Source organism: Quadrisphaera sp. KR29, assembly GCF_052644995.1.
Genome location: NZ_JBQXXG010000009.1, coordinates 118,630 through 138,927, shown reverse-complemented (window position 1 = coordinate 138,927; position 20,298 = coordinate 118,630). Strand labels below are relative to the sequence as shown.

The window sequence follows — 20,298 nt, the reverse complement described above, 5'->3', positions numbered from 1 at the left end:
CGCCCCCGGGCCAGCGCTCAGGCGAGGACGGTGGTCAGGCGAGACCCGGTGGCGGTGCGCAGCACCTCCAGGCGCGCGGGCACCCGCGTGCGCAGCTCGGGCACGTGGCTGACCAGCCCGACGGCGCGCCCACCGGCCCGCAGCTGCTCGAGCACGCCCATGACCTCCTCCAGGGACTCCGGGTCGAGCGTGCCGAAGCCCTCGTCGACGAACAGGGTCTCCACCGGCGCCCCACCCCCCTCGGCGCGGACCACCTCGGCCAGGCCGAGCGCCAGCGCCAGCGAGGCCATGAACGTCTCCCCGCCGGACAGGGTGGCCACGTCGCGCTCGACGCCCGTCCACCCGTCCAGCACCCGCAGCCCCAGGCCGGATCCTGCGCCGCGGCGCTCCAGGGCGTCGGAGTGCGCCAGGCGGTACCGGCCGTCGCTCATGACCTCCAGGCGCTCGCTGGCTGCGTGCGCCACCTGTTCCAGGCGCGCGGCGAGCACGTAGGTGGACAGCTTCATCCGGCGGGCGTTGCCACCGCCGGTGCCCTCGGCGCAGCGGGCCAGGTCGTCGGCCACCCGAGCCTCGTGCGCGAGGGGCTCGAGGGCGGCGACGGCCCGCTCGGCCTCCGCCGCGGTCCGCTCCAGCAGGCGCGCTGAGGTCGCGGCGCGCTCGGCGGCGCGCACGGCGGCCTCCTCGGCCCGGTCGGCCTGCTCGCGCCGCCGCGCGGCGTCGGCGACCGCGGCGACCGCCCGGTCGGCGTCCCACCCGGCGTCCTCGCCGACCAGCGCTCCGTCGCGGGTCCCGCTGTCGGTCTGCCCGCTGTCGGAGGGCAGGCCGTCCCGGTGCTGGGAGGCGACGACCTCGGCCAGCTGGGCCTCGAGCGCGGCGGTGGCCCGCTCGTGCGCGGCGACGGCCCCCTGCAGCTCCTGGCGGGTCCGTGCGTCGCGCAGCGCCTGCCGGGCCGCGGTGAGGTCGGGGAAGCCCGCGCGGACGGCCGCGGCGCGGGCGGAGGCGTCAGCGCCGTCAGCACCGGCCCGCGCCGACGCCTCCGCCTCCGCCGCGGCGGCCAGGTCCTCCGCCGCCGCGGCCAGGTCCGCCAGGCGGGAGCTGCGGACGGCCAGGCCCTCGGCGCCGCCAGCCGCCTGCAGGCGCGCGCGGTCTCGGGCGAGGCCCGCCGCCAGCTGCTCGGTGCGCTCGGCCAGGCGCACGAGGCCGCTGGAGGCGGCCTCCAGGGCTGAGCCGTCAGCGGCCTGCGCGGCCTCGGCCGCGGCCAGCTCGGAGCGCGCGGCCGCGAGGTCGGCCTGCGCGGCGCGCGCGAGGTCCGCCCGCTGGCGCGCCTGCTCGACCTGGTGCGCGGCGTCCGTGGCGCTGGTGCCACCGGCCAGGCCCCGGGCGGCGGCGGCCTCGCGCTCCAGCTCGGTCAGGGCCTGCTGCGCCGAGCGCTCCGCCGACTCGGCGCGCTCGAAGGCCGCCTGGGCGGCCTCCTCCGCGGCGGCAGCCGTGGCCGGGCGGCTCGCGGAGCCGTCCGGGGAGCCGTCCGGGGAGCCGTGCGGGGGTGGGCCGGCGAGGGCCGGCTGGTCGTGGCGGGCCGGCGTGCCGCCCTGGGACGGGCGGCCGGCGGGGTCCGGGTGGTCGCAGGAGCCGCACACCGGGCACGCGCCCCCGGGGCGCAGCTGGGCGGCCAGCTCTGCGGCGACCTGCTCCCAGCGGGCCTGGCGGGCGTCCAGCCACCGCGCCCGGGCCTCGGTGGCCGCCGTGGCCGCCTCGTCGGCGCGGCGCCGGGCGTCCTCGCAGCGGGCTTCCAGGCGCTCGGCGGACGTCGCGTGCTCGTGCACCCGCAGCGCCCGACCGAGGGCGGCTGCCGCCTCCTCCGCGCCCGCGGCGCCCGCGGCGCAGCGCTCCACCCGTGCCACGAGGTCGGTGCGCGCCCGGGCCCCGGCCTCGAGCCGCTCGCGCAGGACCGACTGGATGCGGGCCAGCCGGTCGTGCTCGGCCGCCACCTGCCGGGCCTGCTCCTGGCGCCGGGCGGCGTCAGCCTCCAGCTCGACCAGCTCGGCCAGGCGCCCCTGTTCCAGGCGGTGGCGGGCGGCCAGCTCGCGCAGGTGCTCGGGGGCACCCGGCGCGGCGGACACCTGCGGCCCGTCAGCGTCCTGGCCCGGTGGGCCTGCCGCTGCCGCGAGCCGCGCCGCGGCCGCGCCGGCCCGCCGCTCGGCGTCCTCGGCGGCGGCCCGGGCGGTGGCCAGCGCCTGCAGGTGGCCCTCCAGGGCGTGCGCCGCGGTGGCGGCGGCCAGCTCGGCGCGCTGGCGCTCCACCGCGGGAGCGGCCTGCGCCAGCTGGCGCTGCTGCTCGCGGACCTCGGCGGCCCGCCGGGCCCGGTCGGCGGCCTGGCGGCACCGGTGCTCCAGGGCCGCCGCCTCGCGGGCGGCTGCACCGGCGGCGACCCGCTCGGCCTCGGTGCGCAGCGCCGCCCGGTCGACCGCCTCGGCCAGCTGGCGGACCCGCGCCAGCACCTCGCGCGGCTCCTGCCCTCCCGGGGCGCCCTCGGTCGCGCGGGCGTGCACCTCGGCGTCCTGCTCCCCGGCCGCTCCCGGGCCCTGCTCCCCGGCCGCCCCGGACGCCCCGGCGTCCTGGGCCTGCGCCGGTGACCACTCGGCCGCGGCCTGCTCGGCGCGCTCGGCCGGGGCGGCCAGCCGGGCCGCTGCGCGCTGGTGGGCCGCGGCGGTGCGGGTCCGCTCGGCGACGAGCCACCGCTCGGCGCGCTCGTACCTGTCGGTGGAGAACAGCCGCTGCAGCAGGGCGCGGCGGTCGGCGACCCCGGAGCGCAGGAAGGTCGCGAACTCCCCCTGGGGCAGCAGGACGACGGTGGCGAACTGCGCCAGCCCCATCCCCAGCACGTCGGTGAGGACCTGGGAGGCCTCGTCGTTGCGCGAGGACAGCGGGCGCCAGCCGTCGGAGCCGGCGTCGGGGGCTCCGGGGGCCCACTCGGCCAGCAGGGTGCGGGCCTGCTCAGTGGTGGTCCCCTCGCCGCGCCGCTTGGGGCGGGTCCAGGCCGGGGAGCGCTCCACCCGCAGGCGGCGGCCACCGGCGGTGAGCTCGAGCTCGACCACGGGCGCCAGCTCGGGGGCCGCGTGGTGGGAGCGCAGGTCCGGCGCGCCACCCGAGCGCGCCCCGGGCACGGCCCCGTAGAGGGCGAAGCAGACGGCGTCCAGCACGCTGGTCTTGCCGGCCCCGGTGCGGCCGTGCAGCAGGAACAGGCCGTCGGCGGCCAGCTGGTCGAAGTCGACCCGCTCGGAGCCGGCGAAGGGCCCGAAGGCCTGCACGGACAGGCGGTGCAGCCTCATGCGCTGGCCGCCCCGCGCGCGTCCGCGCGCCGCTGCTCGCGCACGTCGACCTCCGCGGGGGCGTCCACCGCCGCCAGCTCCAGCAGGTCCGCCCGGCCCCCGGGGTGCTCCGGGCGCCGCGCGACCACGGGCCCCGGGTGCTGGTCGGCCTCCAGCAGCTCAGGGCGCGTGGCCTCCAGGGCGCTGCGCAGCAGGGCGCGCTCGGCGGGCTCGACGGCGCGCCCGCGGACGTGGTCGACGAAGGAGCAGCACAGCGCCTCCTCGTCCAGGCCGGCGACGCGCTCGGCGTAGCCGGCCGGGCGCCGCTGCCCGCTGGTGGGCTCGGGCTCCCAGGACAGCACCAGGACGTGGGGGAAGCGGGTGCGCAGGGCTGCCATCGGCTCGCGGGGCCGCTCGGGGTCGGTCAGGACCACCTGGCACCAGGCGCCCTCGGCGCCGGCGTGCGAGGGAGCGGCGAGCAGGTCGGCCAGGCGCCCGCGCAGCAGCGCCAGCGGCCTGGGCGGGGCGACGTCGACGGCGTCGACCCGCTCCACCCCGCTCGCGCCGAGCTCCACCAGCCAGTGCCCCTTGGCCCGGCCGGCCTCGGAGAAGGCGTAGGCCAGCGGGGAGCCGGAGTAGCGCACGTGCTCGGCGAGCACCTGCCGGCCGTGCAGGTGGCCCAGCGCCAGGTAGTCCGGCGAGCCCGGCGAGCCCGGCGACCCGGGCGGGCGTGGTGGGTCGGTGGCCGCGGGGCGCCCGCCGTCGTCGTCGGGCCGGGACAGGTGCCCGCCCAGCAGCACCCCGGCGGGCACGGACCCGACGCCGCCGACGCTGATGTCGCGCTCGTCCCCGCTGGCCTGGCCGCCCACCACGAAGGCGTGGGCGGCCAGCACGGCCCGGGTGCGCCCGCGGGCACCGTCGCCGCTGCGCCGGCGGGCGAGGTCGGCGCGCACGCGGCCGGCGACCTCCCCGAGCACCGCGGGGTGGCTGCGGCCCACGCCCAGGGGGCCGGCGACCAGGCCGGGCTCGAGGTAGGGCACCCCGTACAGCGCGACCGGCCCGTGGGCGTCGGTGAGCTCCACCGGGCGGGCGGCGTCGGCCACCCGCGTGCGCAGGTGCAGACCGGCGCGCTCCAGGGAGCGCCCCCCGAAGCCCAGGCGGGCCGCGGAGTCGTGGTTGCCGCTGGTGAGCAGGACCTGCGCGCCGGCGTCGAGGAGGCGGTGCAGCGCGTCGTCGAGGACCTCCACCGCGTCCACGGCGGGCAGCGCCCTGTCGTAGACGTCCCCGGCGACGACGACGGCGTCGACGCGCTGCTCGCGCACCACCTCCACCAGCGCGTCCAGGGCGGCGGCCTGGTGCTCAAGCATGCCGACGCGGTGGAAGGAGCGGCCCAGGTGCCAGTCGGAGGTGTGGAGGATCCGCACCCCTGGGACGCTAGGCCGCCCCACCGACAGCCCGTCCGGCGGGTCACGCACCGCAGGTGCCCGCAGCGCAGCGCGACACCGGCCCGCCGGCCGGTCACCCGCTCGGAGCAGGCACCGCACAGCCAGCACAGGAGGTGGGACGTGGGCCAGGAGGTCGACGCCGCGGCGCTGGGCCGCGAGCGGCGCAGGGCGCACCGCGAGCGGCTGCGGGCGTGCCTGGCGGCGCTGGAGGGCCAGCTCAGCGACCACGCCGCGGGGCGGACCCGCTTCGAGTCCGACCCGCCGCGGGTGGGGGTGGAGCTGGAGCTGGTGCTGGTCGACCCGGCCACCAGCGCTCCGCTGCGCGCGAACGACGCGGTGCTGCAGCGCATCGCCGCGACCTCCGACGGGCAGGACTGGGGCCCGGAGATCAGCGCCCACACCCTGGAGGTCAACCTGCCGCCGGGAGCGCTGGAGGGCCGCGGACTGGCGGCGCTGGAGCGGGGTCTGCGCTCGCGGCTGGAGGCGGCCGGCGCCCGCGCCCGCGAGGCCGGTGGCCGGCTGGTCATGACGGGCCTGCTGCCCACGCTGCTCCCGGAGCACACCGGCGGGGACTGGATGACGCCCTCGGCGCGCTACCGGGCGCTGCAGGAGGCGGTGCTCGCGGCGCGCGGGGAGGACCTCGAGCTCGACGTCGAGGCGGCTCCGGGCACCCCCGGCGGCGAGCGCCTCTCGCTGGTGCTGGACACCCTGGCCGCCGAGGGCGCGTGCACGAGCACGCAGGTGCACCTGAAGGTGGCCCCCGAGCAGTTCGCCGCCAGCTGGAACGCCGCCCAGCTGCTCATGGGCCCGCAGCTGGCCCTGGGCGCCAACAGCCCGTTCGCCTTCGGGGCGCGCTGCTGGGAGGAGTCGCGGGTGGCGGTGTTCACCCAGTCCATCGACACCCGTCCCCCCGAGCTGGCGGCGGCCGGCGTTCCGCCGCGGGTCTTCCCCGGCAGCGGCTGGCTCGACCCCGCGCGCGGTGCGCTCGCGGCGTGGGACCTGTTCGCGGAGAACGTGCGCGTCTTCCCCCCGCTGCTGCCGCAGACCTGGACCGAGGACGCCGCTGCGGAGCTCGCCGCCGGGCGCGCGCCGCGGCTGCCGGAGCTGTGCCTGCAGGGCGGCACGGTGTGGCGCTGGAACCGCCCCGTGTACGACGTCGCGCCGCGCCCCGCCGGCGCAGCCGGCGCCGCGGGCCCGGGCGCCGCGGGCCCGGGCGCCGCGGGCCCGGGCGCCGCGGGCCCGGACGGCGCGGGCCCGGAGCTGGCCCACCTGCGCATCGAGAACCGGGTGCTGCCGGCGGCGCCGACCGTGCTGGACGCCGTGGCCGACGCCGCGGTGTGGCTGGGGGCGGTGCACGCGCTGCGCACCACCGGGCCCGACCCCCGCGCGCTGCTGGAGCACGAGGCGGTGGTGCGGGGCCTGCACGACGGCGCCCGGGAGGGCCTGCGCGCGCTGCTGCCGTGGCCCGGGCGCGGCCGGGTGCCGGCCGCGCGGCTGCTGCTGGAGGTGGTGCTGCCGCTGGCCGCGCAGGGGCTGGCCGACGCCGGCGTCAGCGGCGCGGAGGCCGACAGGTACCTGCAGGTGGCCCAGGACCGCGCCGCCAGCGGTCGCACCGGCGCGCAGTGGCAGGCGCGGGCGGTGGCCGCGCTGGAGGAGCGCGGCGCTGACCGGCGCAGCGCGCTGGCGGGGATGGTCTCGCGGTACGCGGAGCTGGAGGAGGACGGGCAGCCCGTGCACACCTGGCCGGACCTGTGACAGACCTGACGATGCCGACCGCACCAGGCGTTGCCGTGTAATCGTGTAAGCGAGTAACGTGCGCTCTGCGCCGACAGTCCTCGCCGGCGCCGGCGCCGCAGCAGCGCGCGCCGCCCCGCGACGCCGCCGGAGGCCGCCATGAGGAACCGCCACCCCCACCTGCCCGCCGAGGTCGCCGCCGTGTGGGCCGAGCGCGTGCGCGCCGCCCGCGGTGAGCCCCGGGGCGGTCCCCGCAGCGGCGGCGGACCGTTCGGCGACGGCGGCCCCGGCCCCTTCGACGGTCCCTTCGGCGGCGCTGGCCGCCCCGGCCGCGCTCGCGGTGGGCCCCGCGGGCGCGAGGGCGCCCCGCCCTCCGCCGAGGGCCTGGCCGGGTGGCTGGCCGGCCGGCTGCCCTCGGACTGGTTCACCGGGCCGGTGGAGCTCACCGTCGACCGCGACGAGGTGCTCGTCGTCGGGCAGCTGCCCGCCCTGGAGCCGGGGGTGGACGAGCCCGCCGAGCGCGCCGCCGCCGAGCGGGGCCGCATCACCCGCTTCCGGGAGAGCACCCGCGAGGAGCGGATCGCCGTGGCCCGCGAGGTCGAGCAGCGCTGGGGACGCGCGGTGGCCTGGGGCGCCCGCCTGGGCAGCACCCGCGAGGTGTTCACCAGCGTCTCGGTGCCCACCATGACCCGGCTGCGCCAGCCCGAGCGGCTGGTGCTGGACACCCTCGTGGACGCCGGCGTGGCCCGCTCGCGCTCGGAGGCCCTCGCCTGGTGCGTGGCCCTGGTGGGTGAGCACACCGAGGACTGGCTGGCCTCGCTGCGCCAGGCCCTCACCGAGGTGGAGCGGGTGCGCGAGGCCGGCCCGGCCCCCCGCGCCGGCGCCTCGCCGACCGAGGCCGGCGGTGACGGCCGGGACGACTCGGGCGACTCCGACGACCAGGACGACGGCGGGCGCTGAGCGCGCCCGTCCCGGAGGTCGCCCCGGCCTCGTCAGGCCAGGCGGGCGGGGAACCCGCCGGTGGCGATCGGGCCCCACCGGGTGGGAGTGATGCTGATCAGCGACTTGCCCTGGTCGCGCATCGCCTGGCGGTACTCCGCCCAGTCCGGGTGCTCCCCGGAGATGCACCGGAAGTACTCCACCAGCGGCTCCACGGCCTCCTCCCCGTCGATGACGGCTGCGGTGCCGTCGACCTGCACCCACTCGTTGCCGAACCCGGGTGAGAGCACCAGCAGGGAGGCGCGCGGGTCGCGTCGCAGGTTCACCGCCTTGGCCCGGTCGGGGTAGGTGGAGACCACGAACCGGGCCTCCTGGCCGTCCCCGGCGACCCCGCAGGTGACCGGGGAGGACTGCAGCGAGCCGTCGCGCCGGAACGTCGTGAGCACCCCGTCGTGGCGGGTGCGGGTGAACTCCAGCAGCCCGGCCAGGTCGACGCGGGTGGTGGTCGCGATGGTGCGTGCCATGACGTCGACCCTAGGGACGCCCGGGGACGCCGAGGGGCGCCGGGGTGCTGCCGTCCGGCCGGCTTCGCTAGCGTCCGCGGCGACGGTCGTCGCGAGCAGCGGCGGGCGAGGGCGAGCGCGGCGCCGCACCCCGGCGCCGCACCCTGGAGGACGCGTGTTCCGCAAGGTCCTGGTCGCCAACCGCGGGGAGATCGCGGTGCGCGCCTTCCGCGCCGCCGTCGAGCTGGGGGCCCGCACGGTCGCGGTGTACCCCTACGAGGACCGCGGCGCGGTGCACCGCATCAAGGCCGACGAGGCCTACCAGATCGGCGAGCGCGGCCACCCCGTGCGGGCCTACCTCGACGTCGCCGAGATCATCCGGGTGGCGCGCGAGTCCGGCGCCGACGCGGTCTACCCCGGCTACGGGTTCCTGTCGGAGAACCCCCGCCTGGCGCGGGCCTGCGCGGAGGCGGGCATCGCCTTCGTCGGCCCCCCGCCGGGGGTGCTGGAGCTGGCCGGCAACAAGGTCCGCGCGCTGGCGCGCGCCCGCGAGGCGGGCATCCCCGTGCTGCGCTCCTCAGCGCCCTCGGCCGACGTCGCCGAGCTGGTGGACGCCGCCGAGGGCATCGGCTTCCCCGTCTTCGTCAAGGCCGTCGCCGGCGGCGGCGGGCGCGGCATGCGCCGGGTGGACGAGCCCGCCGCGCTCGCGGAGGCCCTGGCGACCGCGATGCGCGAGGCCGAGGGCGCCTTCGGCGACCCCACGGTGTTCCTGGAGCAGGCGGTGCTGCGCCCGCGCCACATCGAGGTGCAGGTCCTCGCCGACGCCACCGGCACCGAGGGCGGCACGGTCCACCTGTTCGAGCGCGACTGCTCCCTGCAGCGGCGCCACCAGAAGGTCGTCGAGATCGCCCCCGCCCCGAACCTCGACCCGGGCCTGCGCGAGGCCCTCACCCGCGACGCCCTGACCTTCGCCAGGTCGCTGGGCTACGTCGGCGCCGGCACCGTGGAGTTCCTCGTGGAGACCGCCGGCGAGCGCGCCGGCCAGCACGTCTTCATCGAGATGAACCCCCGCATCCAGGTCGAGCACACCGTGACCGAGGAGGTCACCGACGTCGACCTGGTGCAGTCCCAGATGCGCATCGCCTCCGGGGAGACCCTGGCCGACCTCGGCCTGAGCCAGGAGGGGATCGTCCTGCGGGGGGCGGCGCTGCAGTGCCGGGTCACCACCGAGGACCCCGCCAACGGCTTCCGCCCCGACACCGGCACCATCACCGCCTACCGCTCCGCCGCCGGCGCCGGGGTGCGCCTGGACGGCGGCACCATCGAGGTCGGGGTGGAGATCAGCGCCCACTTCGACTCCATGCTGGTCAAGGTCACCTGCCGCGGCCGGGACTTCCCCACCGCGGTGCGCCGCCAGCGCCGCGCGCTGGCGGAGTTCCGAGTGCGCGGGGTCAGCACCAACATCCCCTTCCTGCAGGCGGTGCTGGACGACCCGGCCTTCATCGCCGGGGACGTGGCCACCTCCTTCATCGAGGAGCGCCCCGAGCTGCTGCGCGCGCGCACTCCGGCCGACCGCGGCACCAAGCTCATGGCCTACCTGGCCGACGTCACCGTGCACCGCCCCCACGGGGAGGCGCCCACCACCCTGGACCCGGCCGAGAAGCTGCCTCGCAGCACCGGCGGCGCCGGCTCCGTGGACACCGAGGCCCCCGCCCCGGCCGGCTCGCGCCAGCGCCTGCTCGAGCTCGGGCCAGCGGCCTGGGCCGCGGCGCTGCGCGCGCAGGTGCCGGTGGCGGTCACCGACACCACCTTCCGCGACGCCCACCAGAGCCTGCTGGCCACCCGGGTGCGCACCCGCGACCTGGTGGCCGTCGCCCCCCACCTGGCGCGGATGCTCCCGGGCCTGCTCAGCGTGGAGTGCTGGGGCGGGGCCACCTACGACGTCGCCCTGCGCTTCCTGGGCGAGGACCCCTGGGACCGGCTGGCCGCCCTGCGCGAGGCGGTGCCCAACGTGGCGCTGCAGATGCTGCTGCGCGGGCGCAACACCGTCGGGTACACCCCCTACCCCGAGGCCGTGACCCGCGCGTTCGTCGCCGAGGCCACCGCCACCGGCGTCGACGTCTTCAGGATCTTCGACGCCCTCAACGACATCGCCCAGATCCGCCCCGCCGTCGAGGCGGTGCTCGAGACCGGCACCGCCGTGGCCGAGGGCACCCTGTGCTACACCTCCGACCTGTCCGACCCCTCCGAACACCTGTACACCCTGGACTACTACCTGCGCCTGGCCGAGCAGGTCGTGGCCGCCGGCGCCCACGTCCTGGCCGTCAAGGACATGGCCGGCCTGCTGCGCCCGCCCGCCGCCTCCCGGCTCGTGCGCGCGCTGCGCGAGAACTTCGACCTGCCGGTCCACCTGCACACCCACGACACCGCCGGCGGCCAGCTGGCCACCCTGCTCGCCGCGGTGGAGGCCGGGGTCGACGCCGTCGACGTCGCCGCCGCCCCCATGGCCGGCACCACCAGCCAGCCCCCCGCCTCCGCGCTGGTGGCCGCGCTGCGCCACACCGAGCGCGACACCGGCCTGGACCTGCGCGCCCTGATGGACCTGGAGCCCTACTGGGAGGCCGTGCGCCGCCTGTACGCCCCCTTCGAGTCCGGCGTCGGCGCCCCCACCGGACGCGTGTACGACCACGAGATCCCCGGCGGGCAGCTGTCCAACCTGCGCCAGCAGGCCATCGCCCTGGGGGTGGGGGAGAAGTTCGAGCAGGTCGAGGCGATGTACCACGCCGCCGACCGGATCCTGGGCCACCTGGTCAAGGTCACCCCCTCCTCCAAGGTCGTCGGCGACCTCGCCCTGCACCTGGTCGCCGTGGGTGCCGACCCCGCCGAGTTCGCCGAGGACCCCCAGCGCTTCGACGTGCCCGACTCCGTCATCGGCTTCCTGTCCGGGGAGCTCGGCGACCCGCCCGGCGGCTGGCCCGAGCCGTTCCGCACCAAGGCGCTCGCGGGCCGCTCGGCGCGCACCGCGGCCTCCCGCGAGGTGGCCCTGGACCCCGGCGACGAGGCGGCGCTCGCGGCGCCGGCGGACCTGGGCCGCGACGGCACCAGCGCCTCCCGCCGCGACCTGCTCAACCGGCTGCTCTTCCCCGGCCCGGCCGCCGAGCTGGCCAGGGTGCGCGCCGACCACGGCGACGTCTCGGTGCTGGACACCCGCGACTACCTCTACGGCCTGCGCCGCGGGCAGGAGTCGACCATCCGCCTGGGCCGCGGGGTGTCCCTCATCGCCGGCCTGGAGGCCGTCGGCGAGCCCGACGAGCGCGCCGTGCGCACCGTCATGACCGTCCTGAACGGCCAGCTGCGCCCGGTCGCGGTGCGCGACAGGACCCTGCAGGTGGACGTCGCCTCCGCCGAGAAGGCCGACCCGGCCCGCCCCGGCCACGTCGCCTCCCCCTTCGCCGGGGTCGTCACCCTCGTGGTCGCCGAGGGCGACGCCGTCGAGGCCGGCCAGACCGTGGCCACCATCGAGGCCATGAAGATGGAGGCCTCCATCACCACCGCGGTGGCCGGCACGGTGCGCCGCACCGCGATCGGCGCGGTGCAGCAGGTCGAGGGCGGGGACCTCGTGGTGGAGGTCGCCACCTCCTGACCGGGGAGGCGAGGAGGACGACGGGGGCCGGTTCCCCCGGGAGTGAGGACAGGCTAACCTCACTCGCGTGATCGAGACCGGCGCTGCGCCAGCGCGCCCCGACCGCGGGCAGCCGCCCGCCGCGCCGGGCCGGCCGGCCGCCGACGCAGCGGACGCCCTGCGGGCCCGGCCGGCGCAGCGCTCGCGGGCGCGCCGCCGCGCCGTCGCCGTCCTGCTGGTCGCCCTGCTCCTCGCCGCGGCCGCCGCCAGCCTCGCGCTCGGCTCCCGGGCGCTGCCGCTGGGCACCGTCGTGGAGGTCCTGCGCGACGGGCCCGACGCAGAATCCCGCCCGGGCGCCTCCGAGGCGGCCGTCATCGTGTGGCAGCTGCGCGTGCCCCGCACCCTGCTCGGCGTGCTCGCCGGCGCGGCCCTGGGCGTGGCCGGCGGCCTCATGCAGGGGCACACCCGCAACCCCCTGGCCGACCCCGGCCTGCTCGGGGTCACCCAGGGGGCCGCCCTCGCCGTCGTCGCCGTCGCCGTGACCGTCGGCGCCGACGGGGTGCTCGACCCCGCCGTCACCGTCACCGCAGCCCTGGTCGGCGCCGCCGCCGGCGCCCTGGTCGTGCTCGCGGTCGCCGTCGGCGGCTCCCGCTCGCGCGGCCTGGCCGACCCGCTCACCCTCGTGCTCGCCGGCGCCGCCGTCACCGCCCTGCTCGGCTCGCTGGTCCAGGCCGTCGTCCTGGGCGACGCCACCGGACTGCAGGCCTACCGCTTCTGGGCCGTGGGAGCGCTCAGCGGCACCGGCGACGTGGTCGCCCTGGCCGCGCCCGTCGCCGCCCTCGGCCTGCTGCTGGGGCTGCTCGGCGCTCGCGGGCTGGACCTGCTGGCCCTGGGCGACGACGTGGCCCGCGGCGCCGGACTGCGCCTGGGTCCCGCCCGGCTGCTGGGCGTGGCCGCGGTCGTCGCGCTGGTGGGTGCGGCGACCGCCGCCTGCGGACCCATCGCCTTCGTCGGCCTGGTGGTCCCGCACGCCGCCCGGGCGCTGGTGGGCCCGGTGCACCGCTGGCTGCTGCCGGTCGCCGCCCTGCTGGGAGCGGTGCTCGTGCTGGGCGCCGACGTCCTGGGCCGCCTGGTGGCCGGGGCCGGCGAGGTGCCGGTGGGCGTGGTCCTGGCGGTGCTGGGCGGGCCCGCCTTCGTGGCGCTCGTGCGTCGCCGCCGGCTGGTGGCCCTGTGAGCGCCCCGCCGCTGCACCGCCGGCAGCACTCCCACGCGCACCTCCGGGGGCCGCGCCTGCTCCCGGCCCCCGGTACCCGGGCGCTGCGCGCCGGCCCGGTCTCGGTGCGCCTGCGCTGGCGGGCGCTGGGCGTCGTGGTGGGTGCGCTGGCGCTGCTGGTGCTCGCCGTGGTCGTGGACCTCTCGCGCGGGTCGGCGCAGCTGGGGCTGGACGAGGTGCTCGCGGTGCTCACCGGTGGCGGGGAGCGCGGCGCGCGCTTCGTGGTCACCGAGCTGCGCCTGCCGCGCACCGCCACCGCCGTGGCCGTGGGCGCGCTGCTGGGGCTGTCCGGCGCGCTGCTGCAGGCCTTCGCCCGCAACCCGCTGGCCAGCCCGGACATCCTCGGCGTCGACAGGGGAGCGGCCGCCGGCGCCGTCGTGGTGATCCTGGCCGCCACGGCGGTGCCCTCCCTGGCGGGCCCGCTGTCGGCGGTGGGCGTCCCGCTGGCCGCCGGGGCCGGGGCCCTGGGCACCGCGGCGCTCGTCTACCTGCTGGCCTGGCGCCGCGGCGTGCAGGGCACCCGGCTGGTGCTCATCGGCATCGGCATCGCCGCCGCGCTGCAGGGCCTGGTCTCCTGGATGCTCATCGGCGCCCGCCTGGAGTGGGCGGCCGAGGCGGTGCGCTACCTGTCCGGATCGCTGTCCGGGCGCGGCTGGGAGCAGGTCACCCAGGCGGGCACCGCCCTCGCGGTGCTGCTGCCGCTGGCCCTGGTGCTCGGGCACCGCCTGGACGCCCTGGTGCTCGGCGACGACTCCGCCCTGGCGCTGGGTGTTCCCCTGCAGCGCAGTCGGTCGGCGGTGCTCCTGGTGTCGGTGGCGGCCGCGGCCGCCGCGGTGGTGGCCGCCGGCCCCGTCGGGTTCGTGGCGCTGCTCGTGCCGCAGGTGGCGCTGCGCCTGACCGGGCCGGCCGCCCGCGGGCGGCCCCCCGTGGTGGCCAGCGCCGTGCTGGGGGCGCTGCTGGTGGTGCTGGCCGACTGCGTGGGCCGCACCGGCCTGGGCGTGGACGTCCTGTTCGCGCTGCCCCACGAGGTGCCGGTCGGGGTGGTCACCTCCGTCATCGGCGCTCCCTGCCTGCTGTGGCTGCTCCTGCGACGAGCCCGTGAGAGGACCGTGCGATGACCGCGAAGCCCCCCACCAGCAGCCGGCTGCGCGCCGAGCGGGTCCGGCTGGCCTACGGCGAGCGCGTCGTCGTCGGGCGCGACGGCGGCCTGGACCTCGACGTGCCCGACGGCGCCCTGACGGTGGTGGTCGGCCCCAACGGGTGCGGCAAGTCCACCGTGCTGCGCGCCCTCGGCCGCCTGCTGCGCCCCACCGCCGGCCGGGTGCTCCTCGACGGGCGCGCCATCGAGTCGATGCCCACCCGCGCGGTGGCCCGGCAGCTGGCCCTGCTGCCCCAGAGCCCCACCGCCCCGGAGGGGCTCACCGTGCGCGACCTGGTCTCCAGGGGCCGCCACCCCCACCAGCGCTGGTACTCCAGCGCCTCCGCGGCCGACGACGACGCCGTGGCCCGCGCCCTGGCCCGCGTCGGCGCGCTGGACCTGGCCGACCGCGCGGTGGACGAGCTGTCAGGGGGCCAGCGCCAGCGCGCCTGGATCGCCCTGGCCCTGGCCCAGGAGACCGACCTGCTCCTGCTGGACGAGCCCACCACCTTCCTGGACCTGTGCCACCAGCTGGAGGTGCTCGACCTCGTGCACGAGCTGGTCCACCCCGCACCGGACCCCCAGCACGACCCCCAGCACGACGAGCGGGACCGCCCGCGCCGGCCGGCGCGCACCGCCGTCGTCGTCCTGCACGACCTCAACCTCACCGCGCGCTACGCCGACCACGTCGTCGTCGTGCAGGACGGGGCCGTGGTGGCCGCCGGGACGCCCTCGGAGGTCCTCACCGAACACCTGCTCGAACAGGTGTTCTCCGTGCGCGCGCGGGTCCTGGAGGACCCGGTCACCGGGGGACCGCTCATCGTCCCGCTCGCCGGCCGCCACGCGGCCACGGCGTCCACGACCTCCACGACCCCCTCGACCTCCGCGGCCCCAGCAGCCCGCTCTGGCCCGCCGGACCAGCTCAGCGGGCCCGCCGGGTCCGCCGACCCGGCCGAGCCCGCCGGGCCCGCCCAGCCACCGGTGGCCGCGCCCGCGCGACCGCCGCAGACCCGCACCACCCACCCCCTGACCACAGGAGCCCCCCGATGACCCGCCCCACCCCCCACCTGGCCTCCCTGCTCGGCGCCCACCTGCCCGACGGCGCCGCCGGCACCTCCCGCCGCGCGGTGCTCCTCGCCGGCGCCGGGGGCCTGGCCGGCCTGCTCGCCGCCTGCGGCTCCTCGGCCACCAGCGCCACCTCCGAGCAGGGCACCACCGGCGAGGGCAGCGCCTCCGGCCCGTGGAGCTTCACCGACGACCGCGGCGAGACCGTCACCCTGGACGCCGTCCCCCAGCGCATCGCCGGCTACGCCGACCAGGTCAGCGCCCTGTGGGGCTTCGGCATCGCCCCCGTCGGCGTCTGGCACCGCTACCAGCTGGACGCCGACGCCAACTTCACCGACCGCGACACCTCCGAGGTCACCGTCGTCGGCTCCACCTACGGCGAGGTCGACCTGGAGGCGCTCGCGGGCCTGGCCCCCGACCTGCTCGTCGTGCCCGGCTACCCCGCGGACTCCTCAGGGCAGCTGACCGGCTCGCTGTTCTCCTTCACCGACCAGGCCCAGCAGGACGCCGCCGCCAAGATCGCGCCCATCGTCGCCATCGCCCAGAAGGGCACCAGCGAGCAGATCATCGCCCGCAACGCCGAGCTCGCCCAGTCCCTGGGCGCCGACCCCACCTCCGCGGAGAACACCGAGGCCGAGGCCGCCTGGCGCGCCGCGTGCGACAGGGTGCGCGCCGCCGCCGCCAAGGGCCTGGTCGTGGGGGCGCTGTACGCCACCCCCAGCGACGGCATGTACTGGGCCAAGGCGGCCGACGACCCCGGCCTGGCCTTCTACGAGTCCCTCGGCGTGCAGTTCCTGCCGCTGAGCACCCAGGACTACTACTGGGAGCAGGCCTCCTGGGAGAACGCCGGCCAGTACACCCCCGACGTCGTCCTCTACAGCCCCATCGACGCCCTGGACGCCGACGGGCTCAAGGCCCAGCCGACCTTCGCGCCCACCCCCGCCGCCCAGGCCTCCCAGCTCTACCCCTGGTACTTCGGCTCCATGGACCACGTCCAGCAGACCCGGGTGCTCAACGCCCTGGCCGACAACCTCGAGGCCGCCCAGAAGGTCACCGCCTGACGGCTCTGACGGCTCTGACGGCTCTGACGGCTCTGACGGCTCTGACGGCTCTGACGGCGCTGACGGCGCTGTGACGGGACCGGCGGGACCGGTCAGTCCCGCCAGCGCTGCCAGCCGCGCCAGCCCCTCACGCGAGCAGGTCCGGGGTGAGGTTCCACCGCCTCACCCCGGGCACGCCGTGCTCGGTGTCCAGCACGCACACCGCCGCGGTGTCCAGCAGCAGCTGCGCTCCCGCCGCGGGGTCGGCCTCCAGCCACACCGCCGCCAGCACCCGCAGCAGGTGCCCGTGCGCCACCAGCACCACGTCCCCGTGCTCCAGCTGCGGGCGGACCCGCTCCAGCACCCGCGCGCAGCGCGCAGCGACCTGCTCCAGCTGCTCACCCGGCGGCTGCCCGGGCCCCCCGGGAGCCACCCCGTCGCGGAAGACGCGCCAGTCGTCACCGCGCTGCTCGCGGATCTGCGGGGTCGTCAGCCCCTCGTAGGCCCCGTAGTCCCACTCGGCGAGGTCCTCCTCGACCACCGGCTCACCACCGCCCAGGCCGCCCTCGGCCACCGCCACCCCCAGGCCCGCCAGCTGCGCGGTCCGCCGGGCCCGCTGCCGCGGGCTGGTGATCACCCGCACCGGCTCCGCGCCGCCGGGACCCCCACCCAGCACCCGGGCCAGCACCCCCGCCGCCGCCCGCGCCTGCTGCTCGCCCTCCTCGGTCAGCGGCACGTCGGTGCTCCCGGTGTGGCGCCCCGAGCTCGACCACTCGGTCGCACCGTGGCGCAGCAGCACAAGACGACCCGTCCCTGTCACGGCGCCAGGCTGCCAGCCCGCCTCCCGCAGCGCTCGCGGGCGGCCACCTACGATGCTCCCGGCGCCGAGCGGCGCCCCGCCGGCCAGCGGACCCAGCGACCCAGCGACCCAGGAGGCTCCAGCCCGTGACCCCGGTGCTCGCCTGGGCCTGCGGCGTCCTGGCCCTGGTCGTCGCGGCCCTGGCGGGCGCGGCCACCGCCCGCGGCCGCCGCCTGGACGACAGGCTGCTCATCAGCGTGGCCGTCCTGGAGGTGGCCCTGCTCGTGCAGGCGGTCGTCGGCTTCGTCGCCCTGGCCCTGACCGGGCGCCCCGTGGACGGCGTCGTCTTCGGCAGCTACCTGGTCACCACCGTCCTCGTGCCGCCCGTGGGAGCGTTCTGGGCGCTGGGGGAGAAGTCGCGCTGGGGCACCGGGGTGCTCCTCATCGCGGCGCTGACCACGGCCATCCTCGTGGTGCGCCTGGAGCAGGTCTGGAGGACCGGTGCCTGACCACCCGCCCCGCGCCACCGCGGGAGCCTCCCGCCAGCAGGGCCGCTCCGCGGCGGGCGCGATGCGCCACGGCCCGGGCCGCGTGCTCGTGGCCGTCTACGCCGTGCTGGGGCTGTCGGCCACGGTGCGCGGCACCTACCAGGTGCTCTTCCGCTTCTCCGAGGCGCCGCTGGCCTACCTGCTCAGCCTGTTCGCCGGCCTGGTGTACGTCGTGGCCACCGCCGCGCTGGTGCGCGCCACGCCGCGGGCGTGGCGGGTGGCCCTGGTCGCGGTGATCGTGGAGCTGGTCGGGGTGCTGGCGGTGGGCACCCTCACCGTCCTGGACGCCGCCGACTTCCCCGACGGCACCGTGTGGGGGGAGTACGGCCGCGACTACGGCTGGGTGCCGCTGGTGCTGCCGCTGCTGGGGCTGGCCTGGCTGTGGCGGACCCGGCCCGCCCGCCAGGGCGAGCGGTGAGCGGCCCGGTGAGCACCCGGTGAGCACCCGGTGAGCGACCGCCGGGTGCTGGTGGTCGGCTGGTCCAGCGTCGTGCACGGTGAGGCCACCGCCGGTGACGTGCTGAGCATGCGCGCGGTGGAGGCGGCCCTGCGCGAGGCCGGCGTCGAGGTCGACCTGGCGTGGAGCCCCGTCATGGCGAGCGCCCCCGGCGCCGGGGGGGTGGAGCTGTCGGCGGCGGACCCGTCCGCCTACACCGACGTGGTCTGGGCCTGCGGCCCGCTGCACGGGCGGCCGGTCGCCGAGGTCGCCGCCCGCTTCGCCGCCCTGCGCCGCACCGCCGTCGGGGTCTCGGTGGTCGACGAGGACGACGAGGGCCTGCGCGCCTGGGACCTCGTGCTCGCCCGCGACGCGCCCGGGGCCGCCGCGGTGCGGGACCTGGCCGCGGGGCCCGCGGCCGCCCTCGCGCGCGACCTGCCCCGCGCGTCGTCGTCCTCAGCGCGCGGGGAGGCGGCCCCGGGGGGCCCGGCGGGCGTGGTGGGGGTCTACCTGGCGCCCGGGCAGGCCGAGTACGGCGCGCGTCGCCGCCACGACGCGGTCACCGCGGCGCTGGGGGAGTGGCTGGGGTCGCTGGCGGCCACGGGGGGTCCGGCGCTGCTGGCGCTGGACACCCGGCTGGACCCGCGCGGCTGGCGCGACCCGTCCACGGCCGCGGAGGTGCTCGCCGTGGTGCGCCGCTGCGACGCGGTGGTGACGATGCGCCTGCACGGCCTGGTGCTGGCCCTGGCCGCGGGCGTGCCGGCGGTGGCGGTGGACCCGGTGGCCGGCGGCGGCAAGGTCAGCGCCCAGGCCGAGGCGTGGGGGTGGCCGGCGGTCGTGGCGGCCGAGCAGCTGGCCGAGCACCTCCCTGATGGGCTGTCCGGGGGCGCTGCGGGCCGGCGGGTTCTCGAGGAGCGGCTGGCGTGGGCGCTGGGGGACCAGGGTCGTGCGGCGGCGCAGCGGGCCGCCGAGGAGGCGCCCCTGGCGGGTCGCGCGCAGCTCGACGAGCTGGTCAGGGCGGTGCTCGCCTGAGGGTGGAGGCGCACGGCCGACCACGCAGTCCTCAGGGTATGTGATAACAGAACCAAGCAGGGCGATCATGACACTCTCCGTGGGGGCCTGGCCGGCGGCCAGGCCCCCACGGAGAGCAGCCGGTGCTGCGGCGGCAGGGGGAGGGAAATGGCGGGCCGGTGGCGGGCAGGACAGCGAGCGCGGCGCTCAGCCGCGCCAGTCCGCACTGGGGACGCGCTGGCGCCGGAAGACCCACACCCGCAGCAGCAGGAAGCGCAGGACCGTGCCGGCGAGGTTGGCCGCCGTCAGCGCCACCACCTCCACCAGGTGGGACGCGCCGGGTGCCACCGCGGCCAGCAGCGCCAGGGAGCCCGAGGTCAGCGCCCAGCAGATCCCGAAGACCACCAGTCCCTGGGCCTGGTGGCGCGCCACCGAGGCCCGCCCGCGCACCCCGAAGGTGAAGGCGCGGTTGGCGGCGGTGTTGGCCACGGCGGTCAGCAGCAGGGCGGCCAGGTTGGCCCCCTGCGGACCCAGGACGGGCCGCAGCAGCAGGTAGAGCAGCGCGTAGGCCAGCGTGCAGGCCACCCCGACCACGGCGAAGCGCAGCACCTGGCTGAGCAGACCGGTGGGGGTGGTGGGGGAGGGGCGAGTCACCAGCGCCGCGTGCACGTCGGCCAGGGGCAGCTCACCGCGCGCCAGGGAGGCGGCCAGGCGCGCCATGCCGCGCAGGTCGGCGGTGGCGGTGGCCAGCAGGTCCACGCGGGAGTCGGGGTCGTCCACCCAGTCCACGGGCACCTCGTGGATGCGCAGCCCGGCGCGCTCGGCCAGCACGAGCAGCTCGGTGTCGAAGAACCAGCCGTCGTCGGCCACCAGCGGCAGCAGCGCGTCGGCGACCTCCTTGCGCACGGCCTTGAAGCCGCACTGGGCGTCGGAGAAGCGCACGCGCAGCGTGGAGCGCAGCAGCGTGTTGTAGCAGCGCGAGACCACCTCGCGCTTGGGGCCGCGCACCACGCGGGAGGCGCGGTGCAGACGGGTGCCGATGGCCAGGTCGGAGTGCCCCGAGACCAGCGGCGCCACCAGGGGCAGCAGGGCGGCCAGGTCGGTGGACAGGTCCACGTCCATGTAGGCCACCACCTGCGCGGGCGAGGCCGACCACGCCGCCCGCAGCGCGCCGCCGCGGCCCTTGCGCTCCAGGTGGACCACCCGCACCTCAGCACCGGGGGAGTCCAGCTCCTGCGCCAGCGCGCCGGCGGTGGCCAGCGTGGCGTCGGTGCTGGCGTTGTCGACCACGGTGATGGCGAACGGGTAGGGCAGGTGCTCGCGCAGGTGGGCGTGCAGCGCCCGCACGCAGCCCGGCAGGTCGCCTTCCTCGTTGAACACCGGGACCACGACGTCCAGCACCGGGTGCCCGCCCTGCAGGGCGGGCACCGGAGGACC

At 78.2% G+C, this 20,298-nt stretch carries 14 protein-coding genes and 1 pseudogene; 10 read left to right on the top strand and 5 right to left on the bottom strand.

Translation table 11 applies throughout. The features are described 5' to 3' along the window. Window positions 1-17: 17 nt before the first annotated feature. Window positions 18-3,329 (bottom strand): AAA family ATPase, encoded by a 3,312-nt coding sequence (locus tag ACUN9U_RS10425; protein WP_445484887.1) that lies wholly within the window; start codon window positions 3,327-3,329, stop codon window positions 18-20. Next, the gene (locus ACUN9U_RS10420; protein ID WP_445484886.1) at window positions 3,326-4,732 is read right to left on the bottom strand and encodes an exonuclease SbcCD subunit D; all 1,407 of its coding nucleotides are present in this window, start codon (window positions 4,730-4,732) and stop codon (window positions 3,326-3,328) included. Before ACUN9U_RS10420 ends, ACUN9U_RS10425 begins: the two co-directional genes overlap by 4 nt. A gap of 141 nt (window positions 4,733-4,873) precedes the next feature. On the opposite strand from ACUN9U_RS10420, the gene ACUN9U_RS10415 reads away from it, so the two are divergent. Both ACUN9U_RS10415 and ACUN9U_RS10410 read left to right on the top strand, forming a co-directional pair. Continuing rightward, a complete protein-coding gene (locus ACUN9U_RS10415; protein ID WP_445484885.1) occupies window positions 4,874-6,508 on the top strand; it encodes a glutamate-cysteine ligase family protein in 1,635 nt (544 codons plus the stop codon). Between the two features lie 138 nt (window positions 6,509-6,646). After that, a pseudogene (locus tag ACUN9U_RS10410) lies at window positions 6,647-7,354 on the top strand (hypothetical protein); the annotation flags it as partial. A gap of 125 nt (window positions 7,355-7,479) precedes the next feature. Here ACUN9U_RS10410 and ACUN9U_RS10405 read toward each other — a convergent pair. After that, complete coding sequence (locus tag ACUN9U_RS10405) at window positions 7,480-7,950, bottom strand: PPOX class F420-dependent oxidoreductase (RefSeq protein WP_445484884.1); 471 nt, start codon at window positions 7,948-7,950, stop codon at window positions 7,480-7,482. A gap of 154 nt (window positions 7,951-8,104) precedes the next feature. On the opposite strand from ACUN9U_RS10405, the gene ACUN9U_RS10400 reads away from it, so the two are divergent. From ACUN9U_RS10400 to ACUN9U_RS10380, 5 genes are all read left to right on the top strand, one after another. Beyond that, window positions 8,105-11,572, top strand: coding sequence for a pyruvate carboxylase (locus ACUN9U_RS10400; protein WP_445484883.1), 3,468 nt, complete (start codon window positions 8,105-8,107; stop codon window positions 11,570-11,572). Window positions 11,573-11,639: 67 nt separating this feature from the next. After that, window positions 11,640-12,785: a FecCD family ABC transporter permease gene (locus ACUN9U_RS10395; protein ID WP_445484882.1), complete on the top strand. Its 1,146-nt coding sequence runs from the start codon at window positions 11,640-11,642 to the stop codon at window positions 12,783-12,785. After that, window positions 12,782-13,942 carry a FecCD family ABC transporter permease gene (locus tag ACUN9U_RS10390; RefSeq protein WP_445484881.1) on the top strand — a complete coding sequence of 387 codons (1,161 nt, stop codon included), beginning with the start codon at window positions 12,782-12,784 and terminating at the stop codon, window positions 13,940-13,942. Before ACUN9U_RS10395 ends, ACUN9U_RS10390 begins: the two co-directional genes overlap by 4 nt. Then, on the top strand, window positions 13,939-15,012 hold the full coding sequence (locus ACUN9U_RS10385; protein WP_445484880.1) for an ABC transporter ATP-binding protein: 1,074 nt from the start codon (window positions 13,939-13,941) through the stop codon (window positions 15,010-15,012). Before ACUN9U_RS10390 ends, ACUN9U_RS10385 begins: the two co-directional genes overlap by 4 nt. After that, window positions 15,009-16,088: an ABC transporter substrate-binding protein gene (locus tag ACUN9U_RS10380; RefSeq protein WP_445484878.1), complete on the top strand. Its 1,080-nt coding sequence runs from the start codon at window positions 15,009-15,011 to the stop codon at window positions 16,086-16,088. Before ACUN9U_RS10385 ends, ACUN9U_RS10380 begins: the two co-directional genes overlap by 4 nt. 127 nt (window positions 16,089-16,215) lie before the next feature. Here ACUN9U_RS10380 and ACUN9U_RS10375 read toward each other — a convergent pair whose 3' ends face one another. Continuing rightward, complete coding sequence (locus ACUN9U_RS10375; protein WP_445484877.1) at window positions 16,216-16,887, bottom strand: histidine phosphatase family protein; 672 nt, start codon at window positions 16,885-16,887, stop codon at window positions 16,216-16,218. A gap of 125 nt (window positions 16,888-17,012) precedes the next feature. On the opposite strand from ACUN9U_RS10375, the gene ACUN9U_RS10370 reads away from it, so the two are divergent. The 3 genes from ACUN9U_RS10370 to ACUN9U_RS10360 are packed head-to-tail and all read left to right on the top strand — an operon-like array spanning window position 17,013 to window position 18,882. Next, the gene (locus tag ACUN9U_RS10370; protein WP_445484876.1) at window positions 17,013-17,375 is read left to right on the top strand and encodes a hypothetical protein; all 363 of its coding nucleotides are present in this window, start codon (window positions 17,013-17,015) and stop codon (window positions 17,373-17,375) included. Then, entirely contained in the window at window positions 17,368-17,832 is a 465-nt protein-coding gene (locus ACUN9U_RS10365) for a hypothetical protein (protein WP_445484875.1), read from the top strand. The genes ACUN9U_RS10370 and ACUN9U_RS10365 overlap by 8 nt, the downstream gene beginning before the upstream one ends. 30 nt (window positions 17,833-17,862) lie before the next feature. Further along, complete coding sequence (locus tag ACUN9U_RS10360; RefSeq protein ID WP_445484874.1) at window positions 17,863-18,882, top strand: polysaccharide pyruvyl transferase family protein; 1,020 nt, start codon at window positions 17,863-17,865, stop codon at window positions 18,880-18,882. A gap of 186 nt (window positions 18,883-19,068) precedes the next feature. Here the strand turns inward: ACUN9U_RS10360 and ACUN9U_RS10355 are convergent, their stop codons facing one another. Further along, on the bottom strand, window positions 19,069-20,289 hold the full coding sequence (locus ACUN9U_RS10355) for a glycosyltransferase (protein ID WP_445484873.1): 1,221 nt from the start codon (window positions 20,287-20,289) through the stop codon (window positions 19,069-19,071). Window positions 20,290-20,298: the final 9 nt, after the last annotated feature.

Excerpts from the sequence above, each read along its gene's own strand:
- ACUN9U_RS10405 (WP_445484884.1), bottom strand. The coding sequence starts at position 7,950 with ATGGCACGCACCATCGCGACCACCACCCGCGTCGACCTGGCCGGGCTG.
- ACUN9U_RS10380 (WP_445484878.1), top strand. The coding sequence starts at position 15,009 with ATGACCCGCCCCACCCCCCACCTGGCCTCCCTGCTCGGCGCCCACCTG.
- ACUN9U_RS10385 (WP_445484880.1), top strand. The coding sequence starts at position 13,939 with ATGACCGCGAAGCCCCCCACCAGCAGCCGGCTGCGCGCCGAGCGGGTC.
- ACUN9U_RS10425 (WP_445484887.1), bottom strand. The coding sequence starts at position 3,329 with ATGAGGCTGCACCGCCTGTCCGTGCAGGCCTTCGGGCCCTTCGCCGGC.